Origin of the sequence: Campylobacter sp. RKI_CA19_01116, assembly GCF_025771405.1 — a bacterium.
Taxonomy (GTDB): Bacteria; Campylobacterota; Campylobacteria; order Campylobacterales; family Campylobacteraceae; genus Campylobacter_D.
Genome location: NZ_JAKMQF010000001.1, coordinates 116,291 through 136,357 on the forward strand (window position 1 = coordinate 116,291; position 20,067 = coordinate 136,357).

Genomic DNA, 20,067 nt, shown 5'->3' on the forward strand with positions numbered 1-20,067 from the left:
AAAATCACATAAATAAATTATAAAAAAGAGTAAAAAATGAGTCAAAAATGTATTTTGATAATCACAGATGGTATAGGACATAATACAAATTCAAACTATAATGCTTTTTTTCATGCTAAAAAGCCAACTTATGATAAGCTTTTTGAAAATACCCCTAATGTTTTGATAAAAACAAGTGGCTTGGCAGTTGGCTTACCTGAAGGTCAAATGGGTAATAGCGAAGTAGGGCATATGTGTATAGGTAGCGGACGCATTATCTATCAAAATTTAGTCAAGATAAATAAAGCCATAGAAAATGACACTTTAAAAGATAATAAGGCTTTAAAAGAATTATTACAAAAATGTAAAAGAGTACATATTATAGGGCTTTATAGTGATGGTGGGGTGCATTCTATGCATACACATTTTAATGCGCTTTTAAAAATTTGTAAGCAAGAAAATAAAGAAGTCTTTGCGCATGCAATTAGTGATGGTAGGGATTGTCCTCCAAATTCAGGTTTAGAATTTATAAAATCTTTACAGGAATTTTGCGAAAAAGAAGGGATTAATTTTGCTTCTTTATCAGGAAGATTTTATGCTATGGATAGAGATAAGCGCTATGATAGGGTTAAGTCTTATTATGATGCTTTATTTGCTAAGGCGCCAAAGTGTGATGATTTTGCACAATTTATACAAAAAAGCTATGATGAAAACATTACAGATGAGTTTTTAAGCCCAGTTATTAGTCAAAACTTTGATGGAATTAAGGCTGAAGATGGTGTGATTTTTATCAATTTTAGAAATGATAGAATGCGTCAATTAGTTGCTTCTTTAACCCAAGAAAGTTTTAATGAATTTCCAAAAGAAGTACTTGTAAAAAATGCTATTACTATGAGTTTGTATGATGAGAGTTTTAAACTGCCTGTGATGTTTGAAAAAGAAGAATTAAATAATACCTTAGCTTCTGTGATAGCTAATGCAAATTTAAGCCAACTTCACACAGCTGAGACAGAAAAATACGCTCATGTAACCTTTTTCTTTAATGGGGGAAAAGAAGAATTAGAGTGTAATGAAACAAGAGTTTTAATCCCAAGTCCTAAGGTAAAAACATACGATGAAAAACCTCAAATGAGCGCTAAAGAAGTCGCAGATGAAGTGATTAAGGGTATAGAAAATGGTATGGATTTTATCGTAGTAAATTTTGCAAATGGTGATATGGTAGGACATACGGGTGATTTTGAAGCTGCGATTAGTGCGGTTGAATGTGTGGATGAGTGTTTGGGTAGGGTTATTGCTAAAGCAAGAGAGCATGATTATGCTTTTATTATTACTTCAGATCACGGAAATTGTGAAGCAATGAGGGATGAAAATGAAAATATGCTCACTAACCACACAACCTTTGATGTTTTTGCTTTTGTGGAAGCTAAAGGAGTAGAAAAGCTTAAAGAAGGCATGGGGCTTAGTAATATAGCACCAAGCGTGCTTAAAATTTTAAACTTACCTATCCCAAAAGAAATGGATGAGGCTTTATTTTAATTTAAAGGAGAACAATGAAATTTAGTGGAAAAAATGTTTTAATAACAGGTGCAAGTAAAGGTATAGGTGCAGCAATAGCTAAAGAATTAGCAAGTCATGGTTTAAAAGTTTGGATTAATTATAGAAGTAAACCTGAACTTGCTGATGCGTTAAAAGAAGAGATAGAAAAAAGTGGTGGCACTGCAGCTGTGATTAAATTTGATGCAAGTGTTGAAGAAGAATTTATTAGTGCTATTGCAACTATAGTAGAAAGTGATGGTGAGCTTAGTTACTTAGTTAATAATGCAGGTATTACTAATGATAAACTAGCGCTTAGAATGAGCATGGATGATTTTTCTTCAGTGATTAATGCTAATTTAAATTCAAGCTTTTTAGGTTGTAGAGAGGCATTAAAAACTATGAGTAAAAAGCGTTTTGGTGCAGTTGTAAATATCGCTTCTATAGTTGGAGAAATGGGAAATGCAGGTCAAACTAATTATAGTGCTAGTAAAGGCGGTATGATAGCACTAACAAAATCTTTTGCTAAAGAAGGTGCAGCAAGAAATATAAGATATAACTGTATTACCCCAGGTTTTATAAAAAGTGATATGACTGAAGTTTTAAGTGATGAAATAAAACAAAATTATATTAACAATATCCCTTTAAAGCGTTTTGCAGATGCAAGCGAGGTAGCTCAAGCTGTGGCGTTTTTATTAAGCGATCATTCTTCTTATATCACAGGAGAAATTTTAAAAGTCAACGGTGGGCTTTATATGTAAAAGCAAGGTTTTAACCTTGCTTAGTTTCTATAGCCACTACTGCTATAGCAAAACCCCCATCATGTGCTACGCTTACACTTGCTGATTTGATTTTAAATTCTTGTATGACTTTTTGAGAAAAACTAATGTGTGGGGCATTTTTGTCATCTTTAGAGATGATGATGTCAAAAAAAGAACATTCTTTAGAAATTCCAACCCCCAAAGCCTTAGAAGTAGCTTCTTTAATAGCCCAAAATCCGGCTAGAGTGTTGGTATTTTTTATATAACTTTGCTCTTGCTTGGATAAAAATTTATCCAAGAAAAGCGTTTTATGTCTTTCATAAATTTTTTCTATGCGAGAGCATACGACTATGTCACAGCCTATCATTAAGATACTACAAAGTCAGTAAAATAAATATTTTTGATAAAACCATCGGTTAAAACCTCATTGATTTTACCAGTTAATTCATCTTTTAATCTTTCTTTACCCTTTGTGGTGCTTACTTCTTCAAAGGTTTTTGAAGTTAAAGTTCTAATGATAATATCTCTAATAATAGCAACTTTTTTATCAAGTTCAGGGGTTAGGGTTTCAACATTTTGTTCAAGTTGAATGGTGCATTTTACATATCTTGATCCACCATCGCTTAATAAATTTAGTGTAAAAGGTGCTAAAGGATACATCACGCCAATATTTGCATAATCACTCCCTCTAGCTGCTACTGCATTTGTTTTTTTAGGAGCTTGTGCAACTTGTACGCTTTCTTCAGCTTGTGGAGCAGGATTTTCTTCAGAACCACCGCTAAACATTAAATAAGCAATCGCTCCTACGATTACAAGTAAAAATACAAATAAAAATACAACGATAATAATTACTAAAGTATTGCCACCTTTTTTCTTTGATTCGCCTTGTTCATCCATCATATCATCAGCCATATTTTTCCTTTTATTAAATTTAAAGTGTTATTGTATCAAAAATTACAATTTTTTTAAATTATGATTATTTAATCTTTTGTAAATGTCTATAAACACTAGGTTCAGAAATACCTAAAAGTTCAGCAACCTTAGGAATAACACCTTTTACATTAAACACACCTTTTTCATATAAACTAGCTATCATTTTTTGCTTTTCTTTTGGTTTTAAGCTTTTATTTTTAAAACTTTCTATATCCATACCCGAAATATCTTCGACAATTTCTTCTAAATCAAGTTTAATATATTCTTTATTTTCTTGCTCAGGGTTTTCATAAGCATTATCATAAATATTTCCAAGATTTAAAATTTCATCAGAGATTTTTTTAAACGCTGAGGTATCATGATTAATACAAAGCAAACCTTCGAGTTTTTCATCTTTTTTAATAAAAAAAGTAGAGCCTGACATTGCTTGTGAGCTTTTAGCTGAAGTTTTATAATGTGTTATATAATCACGCTCTAAATAGATTTTATTTTTAATCATTTCAATGGCAAAACCAGTTAGAGGTGAGTTTATAGTTCTTTTGCTAATATGGTTATTAGCAATTTCTGCTATATTGGCTCCATCTTCGCTTACATCGTGCAAGACTATTTCATAATTTCTACCCAAGGCTTCTGCAAGAAATTTAACTAATTTAATATAGTAAGTTCTTGTTTCTTTATCCATAAGCTCTCCTTTTTTATTAATTTTGTAGTAAAAATATTTAAAATAAGAATGCTTATTCTTATTTTTTAACAATTTTATTACAAAATAAAAATATTTATGCTTAAAAAAAGATTATTTTTTTAAAAATAAGAATTTTATAATCATTTTTTAAATAATGATAATTTTTATCGTTTAATTTTATTTTAATAATATAGGAATATAATTTATCAAATAATAAAAATTATTATTTAAAAAGGAGACACAATGAAAAAACTAACAAATGATTTTGGAAATATCATAGCTGATAATCAAAATTCACTAAGTGCGGGTGCTAAAGGTCCACTTTTAATGCAAGATTATATTTTGCTTGAAAAACTTGCTCATCAAAATAGAGAAAGAATTCCAGAAAGAACAGTACATGCAAAAGGAAGTGGTGCTTATGGAGAACTTAAAATTACTAAAGATATTTCTCAATATACTAAAGCAAAAGTTTTACAGCTTGGAAAAAATACACCTTTATTTATAAGATTTTCAACCGTTGCAGGTGAAGCAGGTGCAGCTGATGCTGAAAGAGATGTAAGGGGTTTTGCGATTAAATTTTATACCAAAGAAGGAAATTGGGATTTAGTAGGTAATAATACTCCGACATTTTTTATAAGAGATGCGTATAAATTTCCTGATTTTATCCATACTCAAAAAAGAGATCCAAGAACTCATCTAAGAAGCAATAATGCTGCATGGGATTTTTGGAGCCTTTGTCCTGAAAGCTTACACCAAGTTACTATTTTAATGAGCGATAGGGGAATTCCTGCAAGTTATCGTCATATGCATGGTTTTGGAAGTCACACTTATAGTTTAATTAATGATAAAAATGAAAGATTTTGGGTGAAATTTCATTTTAAAACCAAGCAAGGTATTAAAAATTTAACTAATGAGGAAGCGGCAAATTTAATAGCAAATGATAGAGAAAGTCATCAAAGAGATTTATATGAAGCTATAGAAAAAGGAGATTTTCCAAAATGGACTTTCCAAATTCAAGTTTTAAAAGAAGATGAAGCAGAAAAATTAGGTTTTAATCCTTTTGATTTAACTAAAGTTTGGCCACATAGCATTGTGCCTTTAATAGAAGTAGGTGAATTAGTACTTAATAAAAATGTGCAAAATTACTTTAATGAAGTAGAACAAGCTGCATTTAGTCCAAGCAATATCGTTCCTGGTATTGGTTTTAGTCCTGATAAAATGTTGCAAGCTAGAATCTTTTCTTATCCTGATGCACACAGATATCGCATAGGAACAAATTATCATTTATTGCCAGTTAATCGTGCAAAAAGTGAAGTAAATACTTATAATGTAGCAGGAGCTATGAATTTTGACACTTATAAAAATGGCGCAGCTTACTATGAGCCAAATAGTTATGATGATAGTCCAAAAGAAGATAAAAGCTATCTTGAGCCTGACTTAGCACTTGAAGGTAGTGCGCAAAGATATGCTCCACTTGATGATGATTTTTATACTCAACCAAGAGCCTTGTTTGATATAATGAACCAAGATCAAAAAGAGCAGTTGTTTAAAAATATAGCAGCTTCTATGAGTGGGGTTGATGAAAAAATTATTGCTAGAGCATTAAGTCATTTTGAAAAAATTTCAAGTGAATATGCAAATGGTGTTAAAAAAGCTTTGAAAATGTAATTTTTACTTGCCACTTTAAAAGTGGCAAACTAAAGATTATAAAAGGAAAAAAATGTTTAGCAACGAAGAAGAAAAAAGAATTCAAGAACTTTGTACTATGGCTTTTGATTATGCAAGAAAAAATGATTTGCAAAATTTAAAGATTATGATAGAAGCAGGTTTGAGTGTGAATTTAAAAAATCACAAAGGCGATAGTCTTTTAATGCTTGCAAGTTATCATAATGCTTATGAATGCGCTAAGTTTTTACTAGAAAATAATGCTAGGGTAGATGAGAAAAATGACAGAAGACAAACTCCATTAGCAGGGGTGTGTTTTAAAGGATATTTGCCTATGTGTAAGCTTTTGGTAGAATATGGGGCAAATATTGATGAAAACAACGGTCTTGGTATGACACCTTTTACTTTTGCACTAATGTTTGGACATAGAGATATAGTAGAGTTTTTAACAAAGCATTCTAAAAAAAGCTTTCTTAAAAAAATAGCTTTTGGTATGTTAAAAATTTTTAAAAGAAAGAAAAGTTAAACTCTTTGAAAAAATAAAAATTATAAAATTATCCTTTTATTTGTAAATAGAAGGATAAATATGTCACAAAAAGCAGAGAAATTATGGGGTGGACGTTTTGATTTACCTACAAATAAATTAGTTGAAGAATACACCGCTTCATTATTAGTTGAGCCAAGACTTGCTCCTTTTGATATACAAGGAAGTATAATTCATTGTACTATGCTTGCAAAACAAGGTATTATAAAAGAAGATGAAGCAAAAACTATCATCAAGGGTTTAGAACAAGTTAGAGAAGAAATTCAAAATGGAACCTTTGTTTTTGATATAGCTGATGAGGATATTCATATGGCTGTAGAAAAAAGAATGACACAAATTGTAGGCCCAGTAGGTGGAAAGCTTCACACTGCAAGAAGTAGAAATGACCAAACTACGCTTGATTCAAAAATGCATATGAGAGCCGTTATAAAAGAAATTTTAAATCAAATTATTGCTTTGCAAGAAGAAATCATCAATCAAGCTCAAAAAAATATCAAAGCTATTATGCCAGGTTATACACATTTACAAACCGGTCAACCGGTGCTTTTTTCACATTGGATCATGGCGTATTTTTGGATGTTAAGTAGGGATTATTCTCGTTTTGAAGATTTATATAAAAGAATGGATGAGTGTCCTTTAGGAGCAGCTGCGCTTGGTGGAACCACATTTAATATAGACAGACATTTTTGCGCCAAAGAACTAGGTTTTGCAAAACCAACAGAAAATAGCATTGATAGCGTTAGTGATAGAGATCATATGGTTGAATTTACTTCTGTGGCTGCAATGTGCTTTATGCACCTTAGTCGTTTTTGTGAAGAGCTTATACTTTTTTCAAGTCAAGATTTTAAATTTATAGAATTAAGTGATGATTTTTGCACAGGCTCAAGCATAATGCCTCAAAAGAAAAATCCTGATGTAGCTGAAAAAATGCGTGGTAAGACAGGTAGAATGTATGGCAATGTTATGGCAATGCTAACTATTATGAAAGGTATTCCACTAGCTTATAATACTGACATGAGTGAAGATAAGGCTCAAGTTTATGATTCTATGGATACTTTAATGGCAAGTTTGAAAATCATAACTCCTATGATAGAAAAAATGCAAGTAAATGCTAATAATACAAGAGCAGCAGCTGCAAAAGGCTTTTCAAATGCCACAGATATGGCTGATTATTTAGTAAGAAAAAATATACCATTTAGAGAAGCTCATAGTATAGTTGGCGGGGCTGTGAATTATTGTATTAAACATGGAAAAATGCTTGAAGAACTTAGCATGGAGGAATTTCATCAATTTAATGAAAATATCCAAGAAGATATTTATGAGGCAATTGCTTTAGAAACTTGTATAGACGCAAGAGTATCTTATGGTGGTACAGGAACTAAAGTAGTATTAGAGCAAATTAAACATGCAAAAGAGCTTTTGGAGCAATATAAGGTACAAGATTAATGGATGTTATTTTTTTATTAGAATTTTTCATCATTTTTTCTATGATAGCCATAGGTGGTAGATATGGTGGTATAGGACTTGGGGTTGCAGGTGGGCTTGGTATGTGTATTTTGGTTTTGGTCTTTGGTATGCAACCAGCTTCACTTCCTGTGAGTGTTGTGTTTATTATACTTGCTGTGATTACTTGTGTGAGTGTTTTGCAAAGCGCAGGTGGGCTTGATTTACTAGTAAAAATAGCAGAGAAAATTCTAAAGAAAAAACCTCAAGCTATTGTTTTTATGGGACCTTTGATTAGCTCTGCTTTTACGATTTTTTGCGGTACTACTTATGTAGCTTTTTCTATTTATCCAGTGATTGCTGAAGTGGCAGCCGATGCTAAAATTCGTCCCGAAAGAGCGCTTTCGGTTTCAGTTGTAGCAGCAGGTATTGGCGTTATAGCTTCACCTATGAGTGCAGCTACTGCTGCTATGGTGGCTGTTTTAGCTTTTAGTGGTACAACAATAGTGCAAATTCTAATAGTAAGTTTACCAGCCTTTTTTATAGGTGTGTTTCTTGCTTGTTTGAGTGTTTTAAAAAGAGGAAAAGAGCTTGAGCAAGATGAGGAATTTCAAAAAAGAGTAAGAGCAGGAGAATATCATTTCTTAAGCGAAGATTTGCAAAATAAAGACAGCGAACATGATCCTATGGCTAGAAAGTCTTTGTATATTTTTGCTTTAGGGATTTTAACTATTATTTTCTTTGGAACTTTTACGAATTTATTGCCTCATTATGAGCTTGCAAATGGTAAAATAGAAAGACTTTCTACTCCAAATTTAATCCAAATGATCATGCTTGCAACGGCTTGTTTGATTATGCTTTTTGCTAAAGTTCCTGCTAATAAACTTGGTGAAGCTTCGGTATTTAGATCAGGACTTATAGGAGTTGTAGGGGTTTTTGGTATAGCTTGGATGACAGGAACATTTTTTGAAGCTTATAAGCCTTTATTTAGTGATTCTTTATCGCATATTGTAGAGGATTATCCGTATTTATTCGGGGTGGCTTTATTTGCCTTTTCTATGGTGATTTTTTCTCCTTCAGCAACAGTGGCTGCTTTGATGCCTTTGGGTGTGAGCTTGGGAATTCCTCCTCAAATTCTTATTGTGCTTTATCCTTGTGTGAGCGGAGATTTTATAGTCCCAGGAGCTAATCAAATAGCATGTGTGGCTTTTGATAGAACAGGCACAACAAAAATAGGTAAATTTGTGATCAATCACTCTTATTTAAGACCAGGTTTTGTTTTGATTATTAGTGCGACTATTGCAGGTTATTTTATCTCTAAGCTTGTATTTTAGCTTAGAGATTGTTTTTAAGTTTTTGTAAATATCTATAAACACTAGGTTCTGATATATTAAGCGATTTAGCAACTATAGGTATGCTTCCTTTAATGTTAAAAATTCCTTTTGAATGAAGCTTTTTAATAATTTCATCTTTTTGCTCAGTGCTTAAGCTATATCCTGAATTTAAATATTTTAAGTCTATGTTTTCAGCTAAAATATCTTCTATAGAATGACTAAGTGTTTCTATATTACTCACATTATGCAAATTTACATTGTTTTGATTATGAATATCTAACAAATCACTAAAATCATTGATTTTTTCAAGTTCTATGATTTTACTAATAGCATTTCTAAGCTCTGTGGTATCGTGATTTATACATAAAATTCCCACGATTTTATTTTGATTTTTAATGAAAAAAGTTGATCCAGTAACAATCTTAGACTTTCCAACCTTTGCTTTATAATCACATAAAAAATCTTTATTTAAATACTCTTTTTCTTGTACAAGCTCACTTGCAAAAGAAGTTAATGGAGAATTAATGGTTCTTCCACTAATGTGGTTATTTGCAATGGCTGCAATATATGAACCCTCAGGTGCAATCACATGAAAAACTATTTCATATTGATCCCCAAGCACCTGTCCTAAAAATTGAGTGAGTTTGATAAATAATTCTTTTTGTTGCTCATCCATGATCTAGACCTTTTTGTTGTTTTTTGTTATTTTACATAATATTTTCATCAAAGTTGTTAATAATTATAACAATAAAAAAAATTATTATTATGATAAAAAAATATTGACAATTTATTATTATGATGATAATATTATATTATGATTTCATTTAAACACAAGGAGTATACATGGCAAATTATCCAAAGGCTATAGGACCATATTCAGCTTATAGAGAAGCTAATGGTTTGTTATTTATTTCAGGGCAACTTCCTATTAATCCAGAAAGCGGAAATATAGAAAGTGAAGATGTGAAAGAACAAACAAGACAATCATTGTTAAATATTAAGGCTATATTAGAAGAAAATAATCTTTATTTTAATAATGTAGTTAAAACGACTTGTTTTTTAGCAAACATTGATGATTTTGTGGCTTTCAATGAGGTTTATTCTGAATTTTTCGCAGCTCCATATCCTGCAAGAAGTGCTTTTGCGGTAAAAGATCTTCCTAAGGGTGCTAAAGTGGAGATAGAGGTTATTGCTCATAAAGGATAGAGCATGTTGGGTTTATTTTTTGCAGGATGTTCTGTATTTTTACTTGTATTTATGCTCTATAAAAAAATCAACGCCCATATGGCGTTGCTTTTAAGTGGTTTATTCTTGCTAACTTTAGCAGGAATTTTTGGACTTTCTCCTATTATTAGTGAAAAGCAATCTTTACATTTAGGTCTTTTTGATATTTTCCAAGTAGTAAATACCAAAATGTCAAGTACTCTAGCAGGGCTTGGACTTACTTTAATGTGTATAGCAGGATTTTCTGCTTATATGGATCATGTGGGTGCAAGTTATGCTTTATTTAAAGTATTTGAAAGACCTTTAAAGGCAGTAAAATCACCTTATATTTTATTGCTAGTTTCATATTTTGTAATCCAGTTTTTAGTGCTTTTTATACCTTCACATGCAGGTTTAGCACTTTTACTTATGGTTACAATGTATCCTATTTTAGTTCGTTCAGGTGTTTCTAAACTTTCTGCACTTTCAATTATTGCTATTTGTCAATATATTGACCATGGCCCAGGTAGTGGTAATGTGATTTTGGCTGCAAAAACAGCTGAAATTGATCCAGCAGTGTATTTTGTACATTATCAGCTTCCTACAACTGTGCCTATTATCATAGCAGTAGGTATTGCGATTTATTTTTGTTCAAAATATTTTGATAAAAAAGAAAATTTCACATTTAACCGTGATGATGTTGAAAAAGAATTAGCAGAACATGATGGCAAAAGTGAAGAGCTTAAAAAGCCACCTAGAATTTATGCGATTTTACCTATTATACCTTTAGTATTGATTTTGGGCTTTAGTAGTGTATTAGATAGCATTATGGTGCTAATGGGGCTTACCACTATGGAAGAGGTTAAAGCAGCTTCATCTACTGCTATTAGAATGAATGTACCAGTTGCTATGATGATTTCAACCTTTATAGCGATTATTTTTGAAATCATTCGTTATAGAAGTTTTATTGATACTTTAAATTCTATCATGGTATTTTTCAAAGGTATGGGGCATTTGTTTGTAATCACAGTTTCTTTGATCGTTTGTGGTCAAGTTTTTGCAAGCGGACTTTTATCAGTTGGCTTTGTGGATACTTTAATAGGTTTTGCAAAAGATGCAGGTTTTGGAGTGCTTGCTATTATTATAGCAGTTTCTATTTTGCTTGCTGTATGTGCATTTTTAATGGGTTCAGGAAATGCAGCATTTTTCTCTTTTGCGCCACTTATCCCAAATATAGCAAAATCTTTTGGCGTTGAAACCATAGCTATGATAGCACCTATTCAAATCATGACAGGTTTTGGTAGATGTGTTTCGCCTATCGCACCTGCTATTTTGGCAATTTCAGCTATGGCTAAAGTAAATCCATTACAAGTTGTAAAAAGAACGGCTATACCTATGCTTGTAGCTGCTATTGTTAATGTGATTATGACTTATATTTATCTATAAAAAGGAGTATAAAATGAACAACAAAACTAAATTAATCCATCTAGGAAGAGGCGATCAAAATGCCGAAGTAAGATCAGTTAATCCAACCCTAATGCGTGCATCAACTATACTTTTTAAAGATCATGCAACTTGGCAAAAATACCGCGAGTTAAGAAAAACAGATCGTGTTTTAAGTTATGGCGCTAGAGGAACAGCAACTAATTTTGAACTTGAAAAACTAATTTGTGCGCTTGAAGGAGGCCATAGAGCACAACTTTTCCCAACAGGACTTGCAGCATTAGCTATGGTGCTTTTAAATTATGCTAGCAAAGATGCTCATTTTTTAATCACTGATGCTATTTATGGACCTGTTAGAACAATTTGTGATTTATTTTTAACTAAAATGGGTGTAGAAATTGACTTTTTAAAAGCTGATGCTTCTGATGTAGAAGAAAAAATCAAACCAAACACAAAATTAATCCTTTGTGAAAGCCCAGGTTCTATACTTTATGAAATCATAGATTTGCCAAAACTTTGTGAAATTGCGCATAAACATAACATACCAGTAGCGATTGATAATACTTATTCAAGTGGGTATTTTTTAAATCCACTTGAGCTTGGAGTGGATATTTCAGTAATTGCAGCGACTAAGTACTTAAGTGGGCATTCAGATGTTACTATGGGTATAGTAGTAATTAATGAAAAAGAATGGAAAAATTTTGACAAATTACCAGAAGCTTTAGGATTTACTACAAGTCCTGATGATGCTTATTTAGTACTTCGTGGTATGAGAACTTTAGATGTAAGAATGAAAGCACATGAAAAAAGCGCAGATGAGGTAGTAGAGTTTTTACAAAGTAGAAAAGAAGTTAAAACAATTTTTTATCCAAAATTAAAAACTCATCCAAACCACGAAGTTTTTATGCGCGATCATAAAGGTGCTAATGGTATGGTAACGATTGAATTTGCAGATGGCATTTCTAAAGAACAAGCTATCGAGTTTGTAGATAATTTAGAGTATTTTTCAATTGGTGCAAGCTGGGGTGGATATGAGAGTTTAGCTACTGTTACTACTCCACCAAGAACCGCAACAGATTGGAGTGCTAGAGGGCCTTTTGTGAGATTTCATATAGGTCTTGAAGATAGTAAGGATTTGATTGCTGATTTAAAACAAGCATTTGAAAAAATAAATTTTAAAGGATAAAACATGGGTGTGAGTGTATTTGATATGAGGTTGCTTCAAGATTCTTGGAGCACCCCTGCAATGAGAGCTATTTTTAGTGAAGAAAATAGAATTCAAAAATGGCTTGATGTAGAAGCTGCCCTAGCAAAAGCTCAAGCAAAACTTGGCATTATCCCTAATGAAGCAGCTGTAGAAATAGCTAAAAAAGCGCATTATAAATTTATGGATATGGATTTTATTTTTGCTGAGTTTAAAAAAACCAAACACCCTTTAGTACCTACTGTGCGTGGTTTGGAAAAAGCTTGCGAAAATGGTCTTGGCGAATATGTACATTTTGGTGTAACAACGCAAGATATCATTGATACAGGTATAGTTTTACAATTTAAAGAAGCTATGACTTTAATCAAGCAAGATTTAAAAGATATAGCTAAAAATTTAGCAAAAATCGCAAAAGAGCATAAAAATACTGCGATGATGGGAAGAACCTTAGCTTTACAAGCTTTACCTATAACTTTTGGACACAAAGTTGCAATTTGGCTAAGTGAGCTTAATCGCCACTATGAAAGAATTATCGAACTTGAAAAAAGATTATATGTAGGATTAATCGTAGGTGCAGTGGGAACTAAAGCAAGTTTAAGTGACAAGGCTAATGAAGTAGAAAAACTTACTTTAGAAAGTTTAGGTTTAGAAGTTCCTGATATCTCATGGCAACCAGCAAGAGATCGTTTCATTGAACTTGGTTATGTTTTAGGTAATATCAATGCAACCTTTAACAAAATCGCGCATCAACTTTTAATCTTAGCTCATAATGAAATTGATGAAATTGCTGAGCCTTTTGGAAAAGGTCAAGTAGGAAGTTCTACTATGCCTCATAAAAGAAATCCTGCAGTAAGTGAAAATGCAGTGACTGTAAGTAATGCCCTAAGAGCTAATATTGCAATTTTAAGCGATATAGAAAGACATGAGCATGAAAGAGATGGCCAAGTTTGGAAAATGGAATGGAAGCTTTTGCCAGAAGCGTTTTTAATGCTTTCAGTGGTATTAGCAAATATGAAATTTGTCTTTGATGATTTAGAAGTTAAAAAAGACAAAATGTTAAAAAATCTTGATACGCTTAATGGCTTTGTATTAGCAGAGCGCGTGATGTTTGCTTTGAGTGATCATTATGGTAAGCAACATGCACATGAAATTGTTTATGAAAATGCTATGAGAGGTATAGAAAATCATAAAACTTTCAAAGAAGTTTTACTTGAAGATGAGCGTGTGAGTAAGGTTTTAAGTGAAAAAGATATTGATGTTTTAATGGATGCTACAACTTATGTAGGTTATGCACCAAAATTAGTTGATGAGTTCTTAGAAAAAATCGCTAATGCACCAATTCTAAAGTAGGAAAAAATGTATTTAAGTGAAAAACTAGCCGAATTTATCGTAAATTTAGACTATGAAGCTATCCCTAGTGAAGTAAAGCAAAGAGCAAAAGAGCTTATGCTTGATGCACTAGGAACAGCCCTAGCTGCTAAAAATGAAGCTTGTGTTTTAAATGCGACTAAGGCTTTTGAAGCTTTAAGCGTAAATCCTAGTGAAAAAATTTGGAGTGAAGATAAAAAGCTTGATGTAATTTATGCTGCGATGGTAAATGCTATTGCAGCGCATGCTCTTGATTTTGATGATACTCATACTGAAGCTATTTTGCACGCTAGTGCTATTTTAACTCCGCTTTGTTTAACTTATGGATTTAGCGTAAGTAAAGATGGAAAAAAAGTTTTAAAAGCTTTTATAGTTGGTTGGGAAATTGCTGCTAGAGTGGGTATAGCAAGCAAAGGAAGTTTCCATAAACGCGGCTTTCACACTACAGCTATAGCAGGAATTTTTGGTAGTGTAGCTGCAAGTTGCGTTTTACTTGATTTAAACAAAGAACAAATCATCAATGCACTAGGTTTAGCAGGAAGTTTTGCAAGTGGGGTAAATGAGTTTTTATCTAATGGTTCTAATTCTAAAGTTTTACACATAGCTAATGCTTTGAAAAATGGAATTTTAGTAGCAAATTGCGCAAAAGCTAATATGAGCGGTCCTTTGAGTATATTTGAAGGAAGGGATAATATCTTTAGAACTTTTGGCTTAGAAGATGAGTGTGATAAAAATGAACTTTGCAAGGGCTTGAATGAAATTTGGCAAGTAATGCAAGTTTCACTAAAACCTTATCCAAGTTGTCATTTTGCACATGGGCTTATTGATTGTGCTATGAGTTTAAGAAATGATGGCTTAAAAGCACAAGATATCAAAAGTTTGCATTGTTTTGTAGATGAGGTGCCAATTTCATTTATCTGTGATCCAATAGAAGCAAAATATACTCCACAAAGTGCTTATGCTGCTAAATTTTCCATGCCTTTTTTAATGGCTTTGGCATTTTTTGACGGTAAGATCACTTTAAAATCTTATGAAAATTTAAATAGAGCTGAACTAATAGAATTTGCTAAAAAAATTAGCTATGAAAAGAAAAAATCTAGTGGTTTCCCTAAATACTTTCCAGGACATTTAGAAGCTGTTTTAAATGATGGAAGAGTAATTAAAAAAGATGTACTGATTAATAAAGGAAATTTTGATAATCCTTTAAGTTTTGATGAATTAAAAGATAAATTTCTTTCTAATGCTAGCATAGCACTTTCTTTAGAAAAGGCTGAGGAATTAGTCAAAAAGCTTCAAAATTTAGAAAATCTAAATGATTTTGATTTCTAGCAATCTCATTTTTTGAGATTGCTTATTATTTTAAAAAAGAAATAATTTAATTTTTTATATAATGTTTTATCTTAGTTTTTGTAAGGAAAAACATGACTTTAGATACATTAAAAGATAATGAAGAAGCTATTATAGTAGGCTTTGAAGCAGATAAACAACTCCAAGCAAGACTATTTAGTTTTGGTTTTGCAAAAAACAAAAAAGTTAAAAAAATTCGCTCTTCTATAGCAAATTCTACTATTATGGTAGAGCTTGATACAACTTGCGTGATTTTACGCTCAAGTGAAGCAAAAATAATACAAATTTCAAAAGAGTTTTAATGAAAGAAATCATTGTTGCTTTAGTGGGTCAGCCAAATGTCGGTAAAAGTTTATTGATTAACGCACTTTGCAAAGCTAATATGAAAGTTGGCAATTTTAGTGGTGTTACGGTTGAAAAGGCTGAGGCTAGATTAGTTTATAAAAATTATGAGTTTAAATTTATAGATTTACCAGGAACTTATGCATTAGATGGTTATAGTGAAGAAGAAAAAATTACAAAAGATTTTTTAAAAAAGGGTAAATTTGATCTTGTAGTAAATGTACTTGATTCTACAAATTTAGAGCGTAATTTGATTTTGAGTGCATCTTTAATAGAAGCTAAAATCAAAATGATTATGGCTTTAAATATGCAAGATGAAGCTAAAAATGAAGGTTTTAGTATAGATTTTAAAATTTTATCCCAACTTCTAAATACACCTTGCCTTGGCGTGTGTGCTAAAACTAAAGAAAATCTAAATGCACTTTTGGATTTAATCATTTCAACCCATGAAGCTAAATTTGAAGCTAAAGAGCGTGTTTATAGTGATATCATAGAAGAAGAACTTGCCAAAATAAGTGAATTTTTAAATCAAAATGAAATTACTTATTTAGATTTTTCTACAAAAGATTTAGCACTTGCTTTACTTAAAAATGAAGCTAATATAGTCATTTCACACGCTTTGAGAAAAATACTTGATGAGGCTTTAGAAAAAATTTATATGGCATATCATAGCAAAGATATAGAAAGTATTTTTAAAGAAGAGCTAATTGCTTTTGCAAATGGTATATGTGCTAAGGTTTTAAGTAAGGGTGTTAAGTATAAAAATCATACCAAAGAAATAGATTCTATTTTAATTAATAAATTTTTAGGAATTCCTATATTTTTGTTTTTTATGTGGGCTTTATTTCAACTAACCTTTACTTTAGGTCAAATCCCTATGGATTATATAGAAATGTTTTTTGCTAATTTAGGTGATATGGTAAAAAATAATATTAGCAATGAATTCATCGCTTCAGCCTTAGCTGATGGTGTTTTAGGTGGGGTTGGTGCGGTTATAACTTTTTTACCAAATATTATGATTTTATTTTTTGGTATAGCCTTGCTTGAAACAACTGGATATATGGCTAGGGTTGCATTTTTATTAGATGGAATTTTATACAAATTTGGCTTACATGGTAAAAGTTTCATCCCTTTAATCACGGGTTTTGGTTGCTCAGTACCTGCATTTATGGCTACAAGAACTTTAAAAAATAAAAAAGATAGGCTATTAACTCTTTTTATTATTAATTTTATGAGTTGTGGTGCAAGGCTTCCTGTATATGTGCTTTTTGTTGGAGTGTTTTTTCCTGCTGATGTGGCGGGAAATTATCTTTTTGGGATTTATCTTCTAGGTGCGTTTTTAGGTTTGATTGCAGCTAAGATTTTAAGAATGAGTGCTTTTAAAGGACAAGATGAACCTTTTGTAATGGAAATGCCAAAATATAGAATGCCAAATTGGAATTTAGTATGGTTTATGGTGTTTAACAAAGCCAAAATGTATTTAAAAAAAGCAGGAACATTTATTTTGATAGCTTCTTTGCTTATTTGGTTTGCGAGTAATTTTCCTGCACAAGAAAATAATACTCAAAATGCTTTAACTCAAGAGCTTCAGATAGAAAATAGTTATCTTGGACAATTTGGTAAAGCAATAGAGCCTATTTTTGCACCACTTGGCTTTGATTGGAAACTTAGTGTATCTTTGGTAAGTGGTTTAGCTGCTAAAGAAGTGATGATTTCTACTATGGGTGTGCTTTATTCTTTAGGTGATGAAGTTGATGAGACAAGTTTAAATTTACAAGAAGCCATAAAAGAAAACATCCCTTTTAATACAGCAGTAGCTTTTATACTTTTTGTTATGATTTATAATCCTTGTTTTGCAGCAACTATAGTTTTTGCTAAAGAAGCGGGAAATAAAAAATATGCATGGTATCTTTTTATATTTACATCTTTATGTGCGTATTTGGTTGCTTTTGTAGGGATTAATATTGCTAAATTGATAATTTAATCATCTTTATGATGATTAAATTTCCATTTTTTGTTCTAAAGAGTGTTGCCAAAAGGCTGTTTCAAGTCTTATGGTAGTATAAAAAATTTCATTTAATTTTTTAAATTTTTCTTCACTAATGCTATTTGTATAAGAATTAAAAAAGTCTTTAAATTCTTTAATTTCATCTTGAAATTCTTTACCCGCATAGGTTAAAATCCACTCTTTGTAAGGATGATTTTCTAAACTTTTTTCATCAAGTCCTTTATAAATTTCTTCTCCTATGTATGCATAACCTATAGCACAAGCACTCAAAGCACATAGCATATCTAAATAATCTCCATTTTGCCCCACACTTAGTAAATATCTTGTATAAGCAATATTAGTTAAACTTTCATCTTTATAATTTAGTTTTTCTACATCAATACCTAGCTTTAAAATACTTCTATGAAGCTCTAATTCTCCTTCTAAAGTGTAGTTTTGATTTTTAATGGCAAATTGAATTTCTTTAGCATTATTTGCATTTAAAGCAAGCAGGGCATAGCATTTTGCGTAATTGTTTAAAAAGATATAATCTTGTTTAAGATAAAATAAAAATACATCTTTTTCTAAAGTGCCATTTTGAAGTTTTTTTACAAATTCATGATGGATGTATTGATCCCAAGTTTTTTTATTTTCTTTTATAAGTCTATCTAAAAGCATTAATTTCCTTTGTTAAAAATTAAGCTTTTATTTAAACACAGATAATTAAATTTTTCGTAATAATCTTTAATTTTTAACTTTTTAAACAAGAAATTTATTTTTTTATTGTAAAATGTGGTTTAATTTTTTAAACTAGGAGATAAAAATGGCAATTTTTGATGATGTAAAAAAAGTAGTTGTTGAGCAACTTAGTGTTGATGAAGATGCAGTTAAAATGGAATCTAAAATCATTGAAGATTTAGGTGCAGATTCTTTAGATGTTGTTGAATTAGTTATGGCTTTAGAAGAAAAATTTGATGTAGAAATTCCAGACAGTGATGCTGAAAAACTAGTAAAAATCGAAGATGTTGTTAATTATATAGAAAATCTTCAAAAATAATTTTAATTTTTAATAAGGAGTGCGGTTTGAAACGCGTTGTAGTAACAGGTGTAGGAATGATCAATGCCCTTGGCTTAGACAAAGATAGCTCATTTAAAGCAATTTGTGATGGCAAAAGCGGTGTTGATAAAATCACTCTTTTTGATACCACTGATTTTCCAGTGCAAATTGCTGCTGAAGTAAAAAATTTTGATCCTTTAAGTGTTTGTGATGCTAAAGAGGTTAAAAAAATAGATCGTTTTATACAACTTGGTATTAAAGCAGCAAGAGAAGCTATGGAAGATGCTAAATTTGATGAAACTTTAAACAAAGAAGAGTTTGGTGTAGTTTCAGCAGCTGGTATAGGTGGTTTACCAAATATAGAAAAAAATTCCGTTACTTGCGCACAGCGTGGACCACGTAAAATTACTCCTTTTTTCATACCATCGGCTTTAGTTAATATGCTTGGTGGGATTATTTCAATCGAGCATGGATTACAAGGACCAAATATCTCATGCGTAACTGCTTGTGCAGCGGGAACTCATGCTATAGGCGAAGCTTATAAAAGCATAGCTTTAGGTAGTGCAGATAAAATGCTTGTAGTAGGCGCTGAAGCAGCTATTTGTGCCGTGGGTATAGGTGGCTTTGCTGCTATGAAAGCTCTTTCTACTAGAAATGATGATCCAGCTAAGGCTTCAAGACCATTTGACAAAGAAAGAGATGGTTTTGTGATGGGTGAGGGTGCTGGTGCTTTAGTGTTTGAAGAGTATGAGGCTGCTAAAAAGCGTGGAGCTAAAATTTATGCTGAGTTAGTAGGTTTTGGCGAAAGTGCAGACGCACATCATATCACTTCGCCTACTTTAGAAGGGCCATTGCGTGCTATGAAAAAAGCTTTAAAAATGGCAGGAAATCCAAAAGTAGATTATATTAATGCACACGGAACTTCTACTCCGGTAAATGATAAAAATGAAACAGCAGCTATTAAAGAGCTTTTCAAAGATCAAATTCCTTTAGTTAGTTCTACAAAAGGTCAAACGGGGCATTGCTTAGGTGCTGCTGGTGCTATTGAAGCTGTTATTTCTTTAATGGCGCTTGATCAAGGTGTATTACCGCCAACTATCAATCAAATCGTAGCAGATGAAAATTGCGATCTTGACTATATACCAAATACTGCAAGAAAAAGCGAAGTTAATGTTGTAATGAGCAATTCTTTTGGTTTTGGTGGAACAAATGGTTGTGTGATTTTCAAAAAAGTAGATTAAT

At 31.6% G+C, this 20,067-nt stretch carries 20 protein-coding genes; 15 read left to right on the top strand and 5 right to left on the bottom strand.

All coding sequences use genetic code 11. From position 1 onward, the window contains the following. Positions 1-36: 36 nt before the first annotated feature. Together gpmI and fabG are read left to right on the top strand one after the other, a co-directional pair. Complete coding sequence (gene gpmI, locus L8U41_RS00650; RefSeq protein ID WP_263727532.1) at positions 37-1,515, top strand: 2,3-bisphosphoglycerate-independent phosphoglycerate mutase; 1,479 nt, start codon at positions 37-39, stop codon at positions 1,513-1,515. Between the two features lie 14 nt (positions 1,516-1,529). Continuing rightward, complete coding sequence (gene fabG, locus L8U41_RS00655) at positions 1,530-2,273, top strand: 3-oxoacyl-ACP reductase FabG (RefSeq protein ID WP_263678455.1); 744 nt, start codon at positions 1,530-1,532, stop codon at positions 2,271-2,273. A gap of 10 nt (positions 2,274-2,283) precedes the next feature. On the opposite strand, the gene acpS is transcribed toward fabG, so the two are convergent. The 3 genes from acpS to L8U41_RS00670 all read right to left on the bottom strand — a co-directional run bounded on the left by acpS (position 2,284) and on the right by L8U41_RS00670 (position 3,888). Further along, positions 2,284-2,640 (bottom strand): holo-ACP synthase, encoded by a 357-nt coding sequence (gene acpS / locus L8U41_RS00660; protein ID WP_263727533.1) that lies wholly within the window; start codon positions 2,638-2,640, stop codon positions 2,284-2,286. Next, positions 2,640-3,185 carry a flagellar basal body-associated protein FliL gene (gene fliL / locus L8U41_RS00665; protein WP_412175014.1) on the bottom strand — a complete coding sequence of 182 codons (546 nt, stop codon included), beginning with the start codon at positions 3,183-3,185 and terminating at the stop codon, positions 2,640-2,642. The genes acpS and fliL overlap by 1 nt, the downstream gene beginning before the upstream one ends. A gap of 64 nt (positions 3,186-3,249) precedes the next feature. Then, a complete protein-coding gene (locus L8U41_RS00670; protein WP_257403836.1) occupies positions 3,250-3,888 on the bottom strand; it encodes a transcriptional regulator in 639 nt (212 codons plus the stop codon). Positions 3,889-4,131: 243 nt separating this feature from the next. Between L8U41_RS00670 and L8U41_RS00675 the strand changes: the two genes are divergently transcribed. Genes L8U41_RS00675 through L8U41_RS00690 form a run of 4 tightly spaced genes read left to right on the top strand, consistent with a single transcriptional unit; the run spans position 4,132 to position 8,874 of the window. Beyond that, positions 4,132-5,556, top strand: a complete 1,425-nt coding sequence (locus L8U41_RS00675; protein ID WP_263727534.1) for a catalase — start codon at positions 4,132-4,134, stop codon at positions 5,554-5,556. Between the two features lie 52 nt (positions 5,557-5,608). Next, complete coding sequence (locus tag L8U41_RS00680) at positions 5,609-6,079, top strand: ankyrin repeat domain-containing protein (protein WP_263727535.1); 471 nt, start codon at positions 5,609-5,611, stop codon at positions 6,077-6,079. A 60-nt stretch (positions 6,080-6,139) separates the two neighbouring features. Continuing rightward, entirely contained in the window at positions 6,140-7,543 is a 1,404-nt protein-coding gene (gene argH, locus L8U41_RS00685; RefSeq protein ID WP_263706527.1) for an argininosuccinate lyase, read from the top strand. Next, the gene (locus L8U41_RS00690) at positions 7,543-8,874 is read left to right on the top strand and encodes an anaerobic C4-dicarboxylate transporter family protein (protein ID WP_263727536.1); all 1,332 of its coding nucleotides are present in this window, start codon (positions 7,543-7,545) and stop codon (positions 8,872-8,874) included. The genes argH and L8U41_RS00690 overlap by 1 nt, the downstream gene beginning before the upstream one ends. 1 nt (position 8,875) lies before the next feature. Here the strand turns inward: L8U41_RS00690 and L8U41_RS00695 are convergent, their stop codons facing one another. Then, complete coding sequence (locus L8U41_RS00695; RefSeq protein WP_039617503.1) at positions 8,876-9,550, bottom strand: YheO-like PAS sensor domain-containing protein; 675 nt, start codon at positions 9,548-9,550, stop codon at positions 8,876-8,878. A gap of 167 nt (positions 9,551-9,717) precedes the next feature. On the opposite strand from L8U41_RS00695, the gene L8U41_RS00700 reads away from it, so the two are divergent. The 7 genes from L8U41_RS00700 to feoB all read left to right on the top strand — a co-directional run bounded on the left by L8U41_RS00700 (position 9,718) and on the right by feoB (position 17,765). After that, positions 9,718-10,080, top strand: coding sequence for a Rid family detoxifying hydrolase (locus L8U41_RS00700; RefSeq protein ID WP_012661024.1), 363 nt, complete (start codon positions 9,718-9,720; stop codon positions 10,078-10,080). 3 nt (positions 10,081-10,083) lie between these two features. Then, on the top strand, positions 10,084-11,523 hold the full coding sequence (dcuC, locus tag L8U41_RS00705; protein ID WP_263727537.1) for a C4-dicarboxylate transporter DcuC: 1,440 nt from the start codon (positions 10,084-10,086) through the stop codon (positions 11,521-11,523). A 13-nt stretch (positions 11,524-11,536) separates the two neighbouring features. Continuing rightward, positions 11,537-12,706 (top strand): cystathionine beta-lyase, encoded by a 1,170-nt coding sequence (gene metC / locus L8U41_RS00710; protein ID WP_263682646.1) that lies wholly within the window; start codon positions 11,537-11,539, stop codon positions 12,704-12,706. Between the two features lie 3 nt (positions 12,707-12,709). Beyond that, positions 12,710-14,074 carry an adenylosuccinate lyase gene (gene purB, locus L8U41_RS00715; RefSeq protein ID WP_263727538.1) on the top strand — a complete coding sequence of 455 codons (1,365 nt, stop codon included), beginning with the start codon at positions 12,710-12,712 and terminating at the stop codon, positions 14,072-14,074. Between the two features lie 6 nt (positions 14,075-14,080). Next, a complete protein-coding gene (locus tag L8U41_RS00720; protein WP_263727539.1) occupies positions 14,081-15,421 on the top strand; it encodes an MmgE/PrpD family protein in 1,341 nt (446 codons plus the stop codon). A 92-nt stretch (positions 15,422-15,513) separates the two neighbouring features. Beyond that, a complete protein-coding gene (locus tag L8U41_RS00725) occupies positions 15,514-15,741 on the top strand; it encodes a FeoA family protein (protein WP_039625344.1) in 228 nt (75 codons plus the stop codon). Next, positions 15,741-17,765: a ferrous iron transport protein B gene (gene feoB / locus L8U41_RS00730; protein ID WP_263727540.1), complete on the top strand. Its 2,025-nt coding sequence runs from the start codon at positions 15,741-15,743 to the stop codon at positions 17,763-17,765. The genes L8U41_RS00725 and feoB overlap by 1 nt, the downstream gene beginning before the upstream one ends. Before the next feature lie 15 nt (positions 17,766-17,780). Here feoB and tenA read toward each other — a convergent pair whose 3' ends face one another. Continuing rightward, complete coding sequence (gene tenA, locus L8U41_RS00735) at positions 17,781-18,446, bottom strand: thiaminase II (protein WP_263727541.1); 666 nt, start codon at positions 18,444-18,446, stop codon at positions 17,781-17,783. Positions 18,447-18,591: 145 nt separating this feature from the next. Between tenA and acpP the strand changes: the two genes are divergently transcribed. Further along, the gene (gene acpP / locus L8U41_RS00740; RefSeq protein WP_039617517.1) at positions 18,592-18,825 is read left to right on the top strand and encodes an acyl carrier protein; all 234 of its coding nucleotides are present in this window, start codon (positions 18,592-18,594) and stop codon (positions 18,823-18,825) included. A gap of 26 nt (positions 18,826-18,851) precedes the next feature. Further along, positions 18,852-20,066 carry a beta-ketoacyl-ACP synthase II gene (locus tag L8U41_RS00745; protein WP_263727542.1) on the top strand — a complete coding sequence of 405 codons (1,215 nt, stop codon included), beginning with the start codon at positions 18,852-18,854 and terminating at the stop codon, positions 20,064-20,066. Position 20,067 lies beyond the last annotated feature (1 nt).

Bases quoted from the DNA above. Each gene is read 5' to 3' on its own strand.
- gpmI (WP_263727532.1), top strand. From the start codon at position 37: ATGAGTCAAAAATGTATTTTGATAATCACAGATGGTATAGGACATAAT.
- fabG (WP_263678455.1), top strand. From the start codon at position 1,530: ATGAAATTTAGTGGAAAAAATGTTTTAATAACAGGTGCAAGTAAAGGT.
- acpS (WP_263727533.1), bottom strand. From the start codon at position 2,640: ATGATAGGCTGTGACATAGTCGTATGCTCTCGCATAGAAAAAATTTAT.
- fliL (WP_412175014.1), bottom strand. From the start codon at position 3,185: ATGGCTGATGATATGATGGATGAACAAGGCGAATCAAAGAAAAAAGGT.
- L8U41_RS00670 (WP_257403836.1), bottom strand. From the start codon at position 3,888: ATGGATAAAGAAACAAGAACTTACTATATTAAATTAGTTAAATTTCTT.
- L8U41_RS00675 (WP_263727534.1), top strand. From the start codon at position 4,132: ATGAAAAAACTAACAAATGATTTTGGAAATATCATAGCTGATAATCAA.
- L8U41_RS00680 (WP_263727535.1), top strand. From the start codon at position 5,609: ATGTTTAGCAACGAAGAAGAAAAAAGAATTCAAGAACTTTGTACTATG.
- argH (WP_263706527.1), top strand. From the start codon at position 6,140: ATGTCACAAAAAGCAGAGAAATTATGGGGTGGACGTTTTGATTTACCT.
- L8U41_RS00690 (WP_263727536.1), top strand. From the start codon at position 7,543: ATGGATGTTATTTTTTTATTAGAATTTTTCATCATTTTTTCTATGATA.
- L8U41_RS00695 (WP_039617503.1), bottom strand. From the start codon at position 9,550: ATGGATGAGCAACAAAAAGAATTATTTATCAAACTCACTCAATTTTTA.
- L8U41_RS00700 (WP_012661024.1), top strand. From the start codon at position 9,718: ATGGCAAATTATCCAAAGGCTATAGGACCATATTCAGCTTATAGAGAA.
- dcuC (WP_263727537.1), top strand. From the start codon at position 10,084: ATGTTGGGTTTATTTTTTGCAGGATGTTCTGTATTTTTACTTGTATTT.
- metC (WP_263682646.1), top strand. From the start codon at position 11,537: ATGAACAACAAAACTAAATTAATCCATCTAGGAAGAGGCGATCAAAAT.
- purB (WP_263727538.1), top strand. From the start codon at position 12,710: ATGGGTGTGAGTGTATTTGATATGAGGTTGCTTCAAGATTCTTGGAGC.
- L8U41_RS00720 (WP_263727539.1), top strand. From the start codon at position 14,081: ATGTATTTAAGTGAAAAACTAGCCGAATTTATCGTAAATTTAGACTAT.
- L8U41_RS00725 (WP_039625344.1), top strand. From the start codon at position 15,514: ATGACTTTAGATACATTAAAAGATAATGAAGAAGCTATTATAGTAGGC.
- feoB (WP_263727540.1), top strand. From the start codon at position 15,741: ATGAAAGAAATCATTGTTGCTTTAGTGGGTCAGCCAAATGTCGGTAAA.
- tenA (WP_263727541.1), bottom strand. From the start codon at position 18,446: ATGCTTTTAGATAGACTTATAAAAGAAAATAAAAAAACTTGGGATCAA.
- acpP (WP_039617517.1), top strand. From the start codon at position 18,592: ATGGCAATTTTTGATGATGTAAAAAAAGTAGTTGTTGAGCAACTTAGT.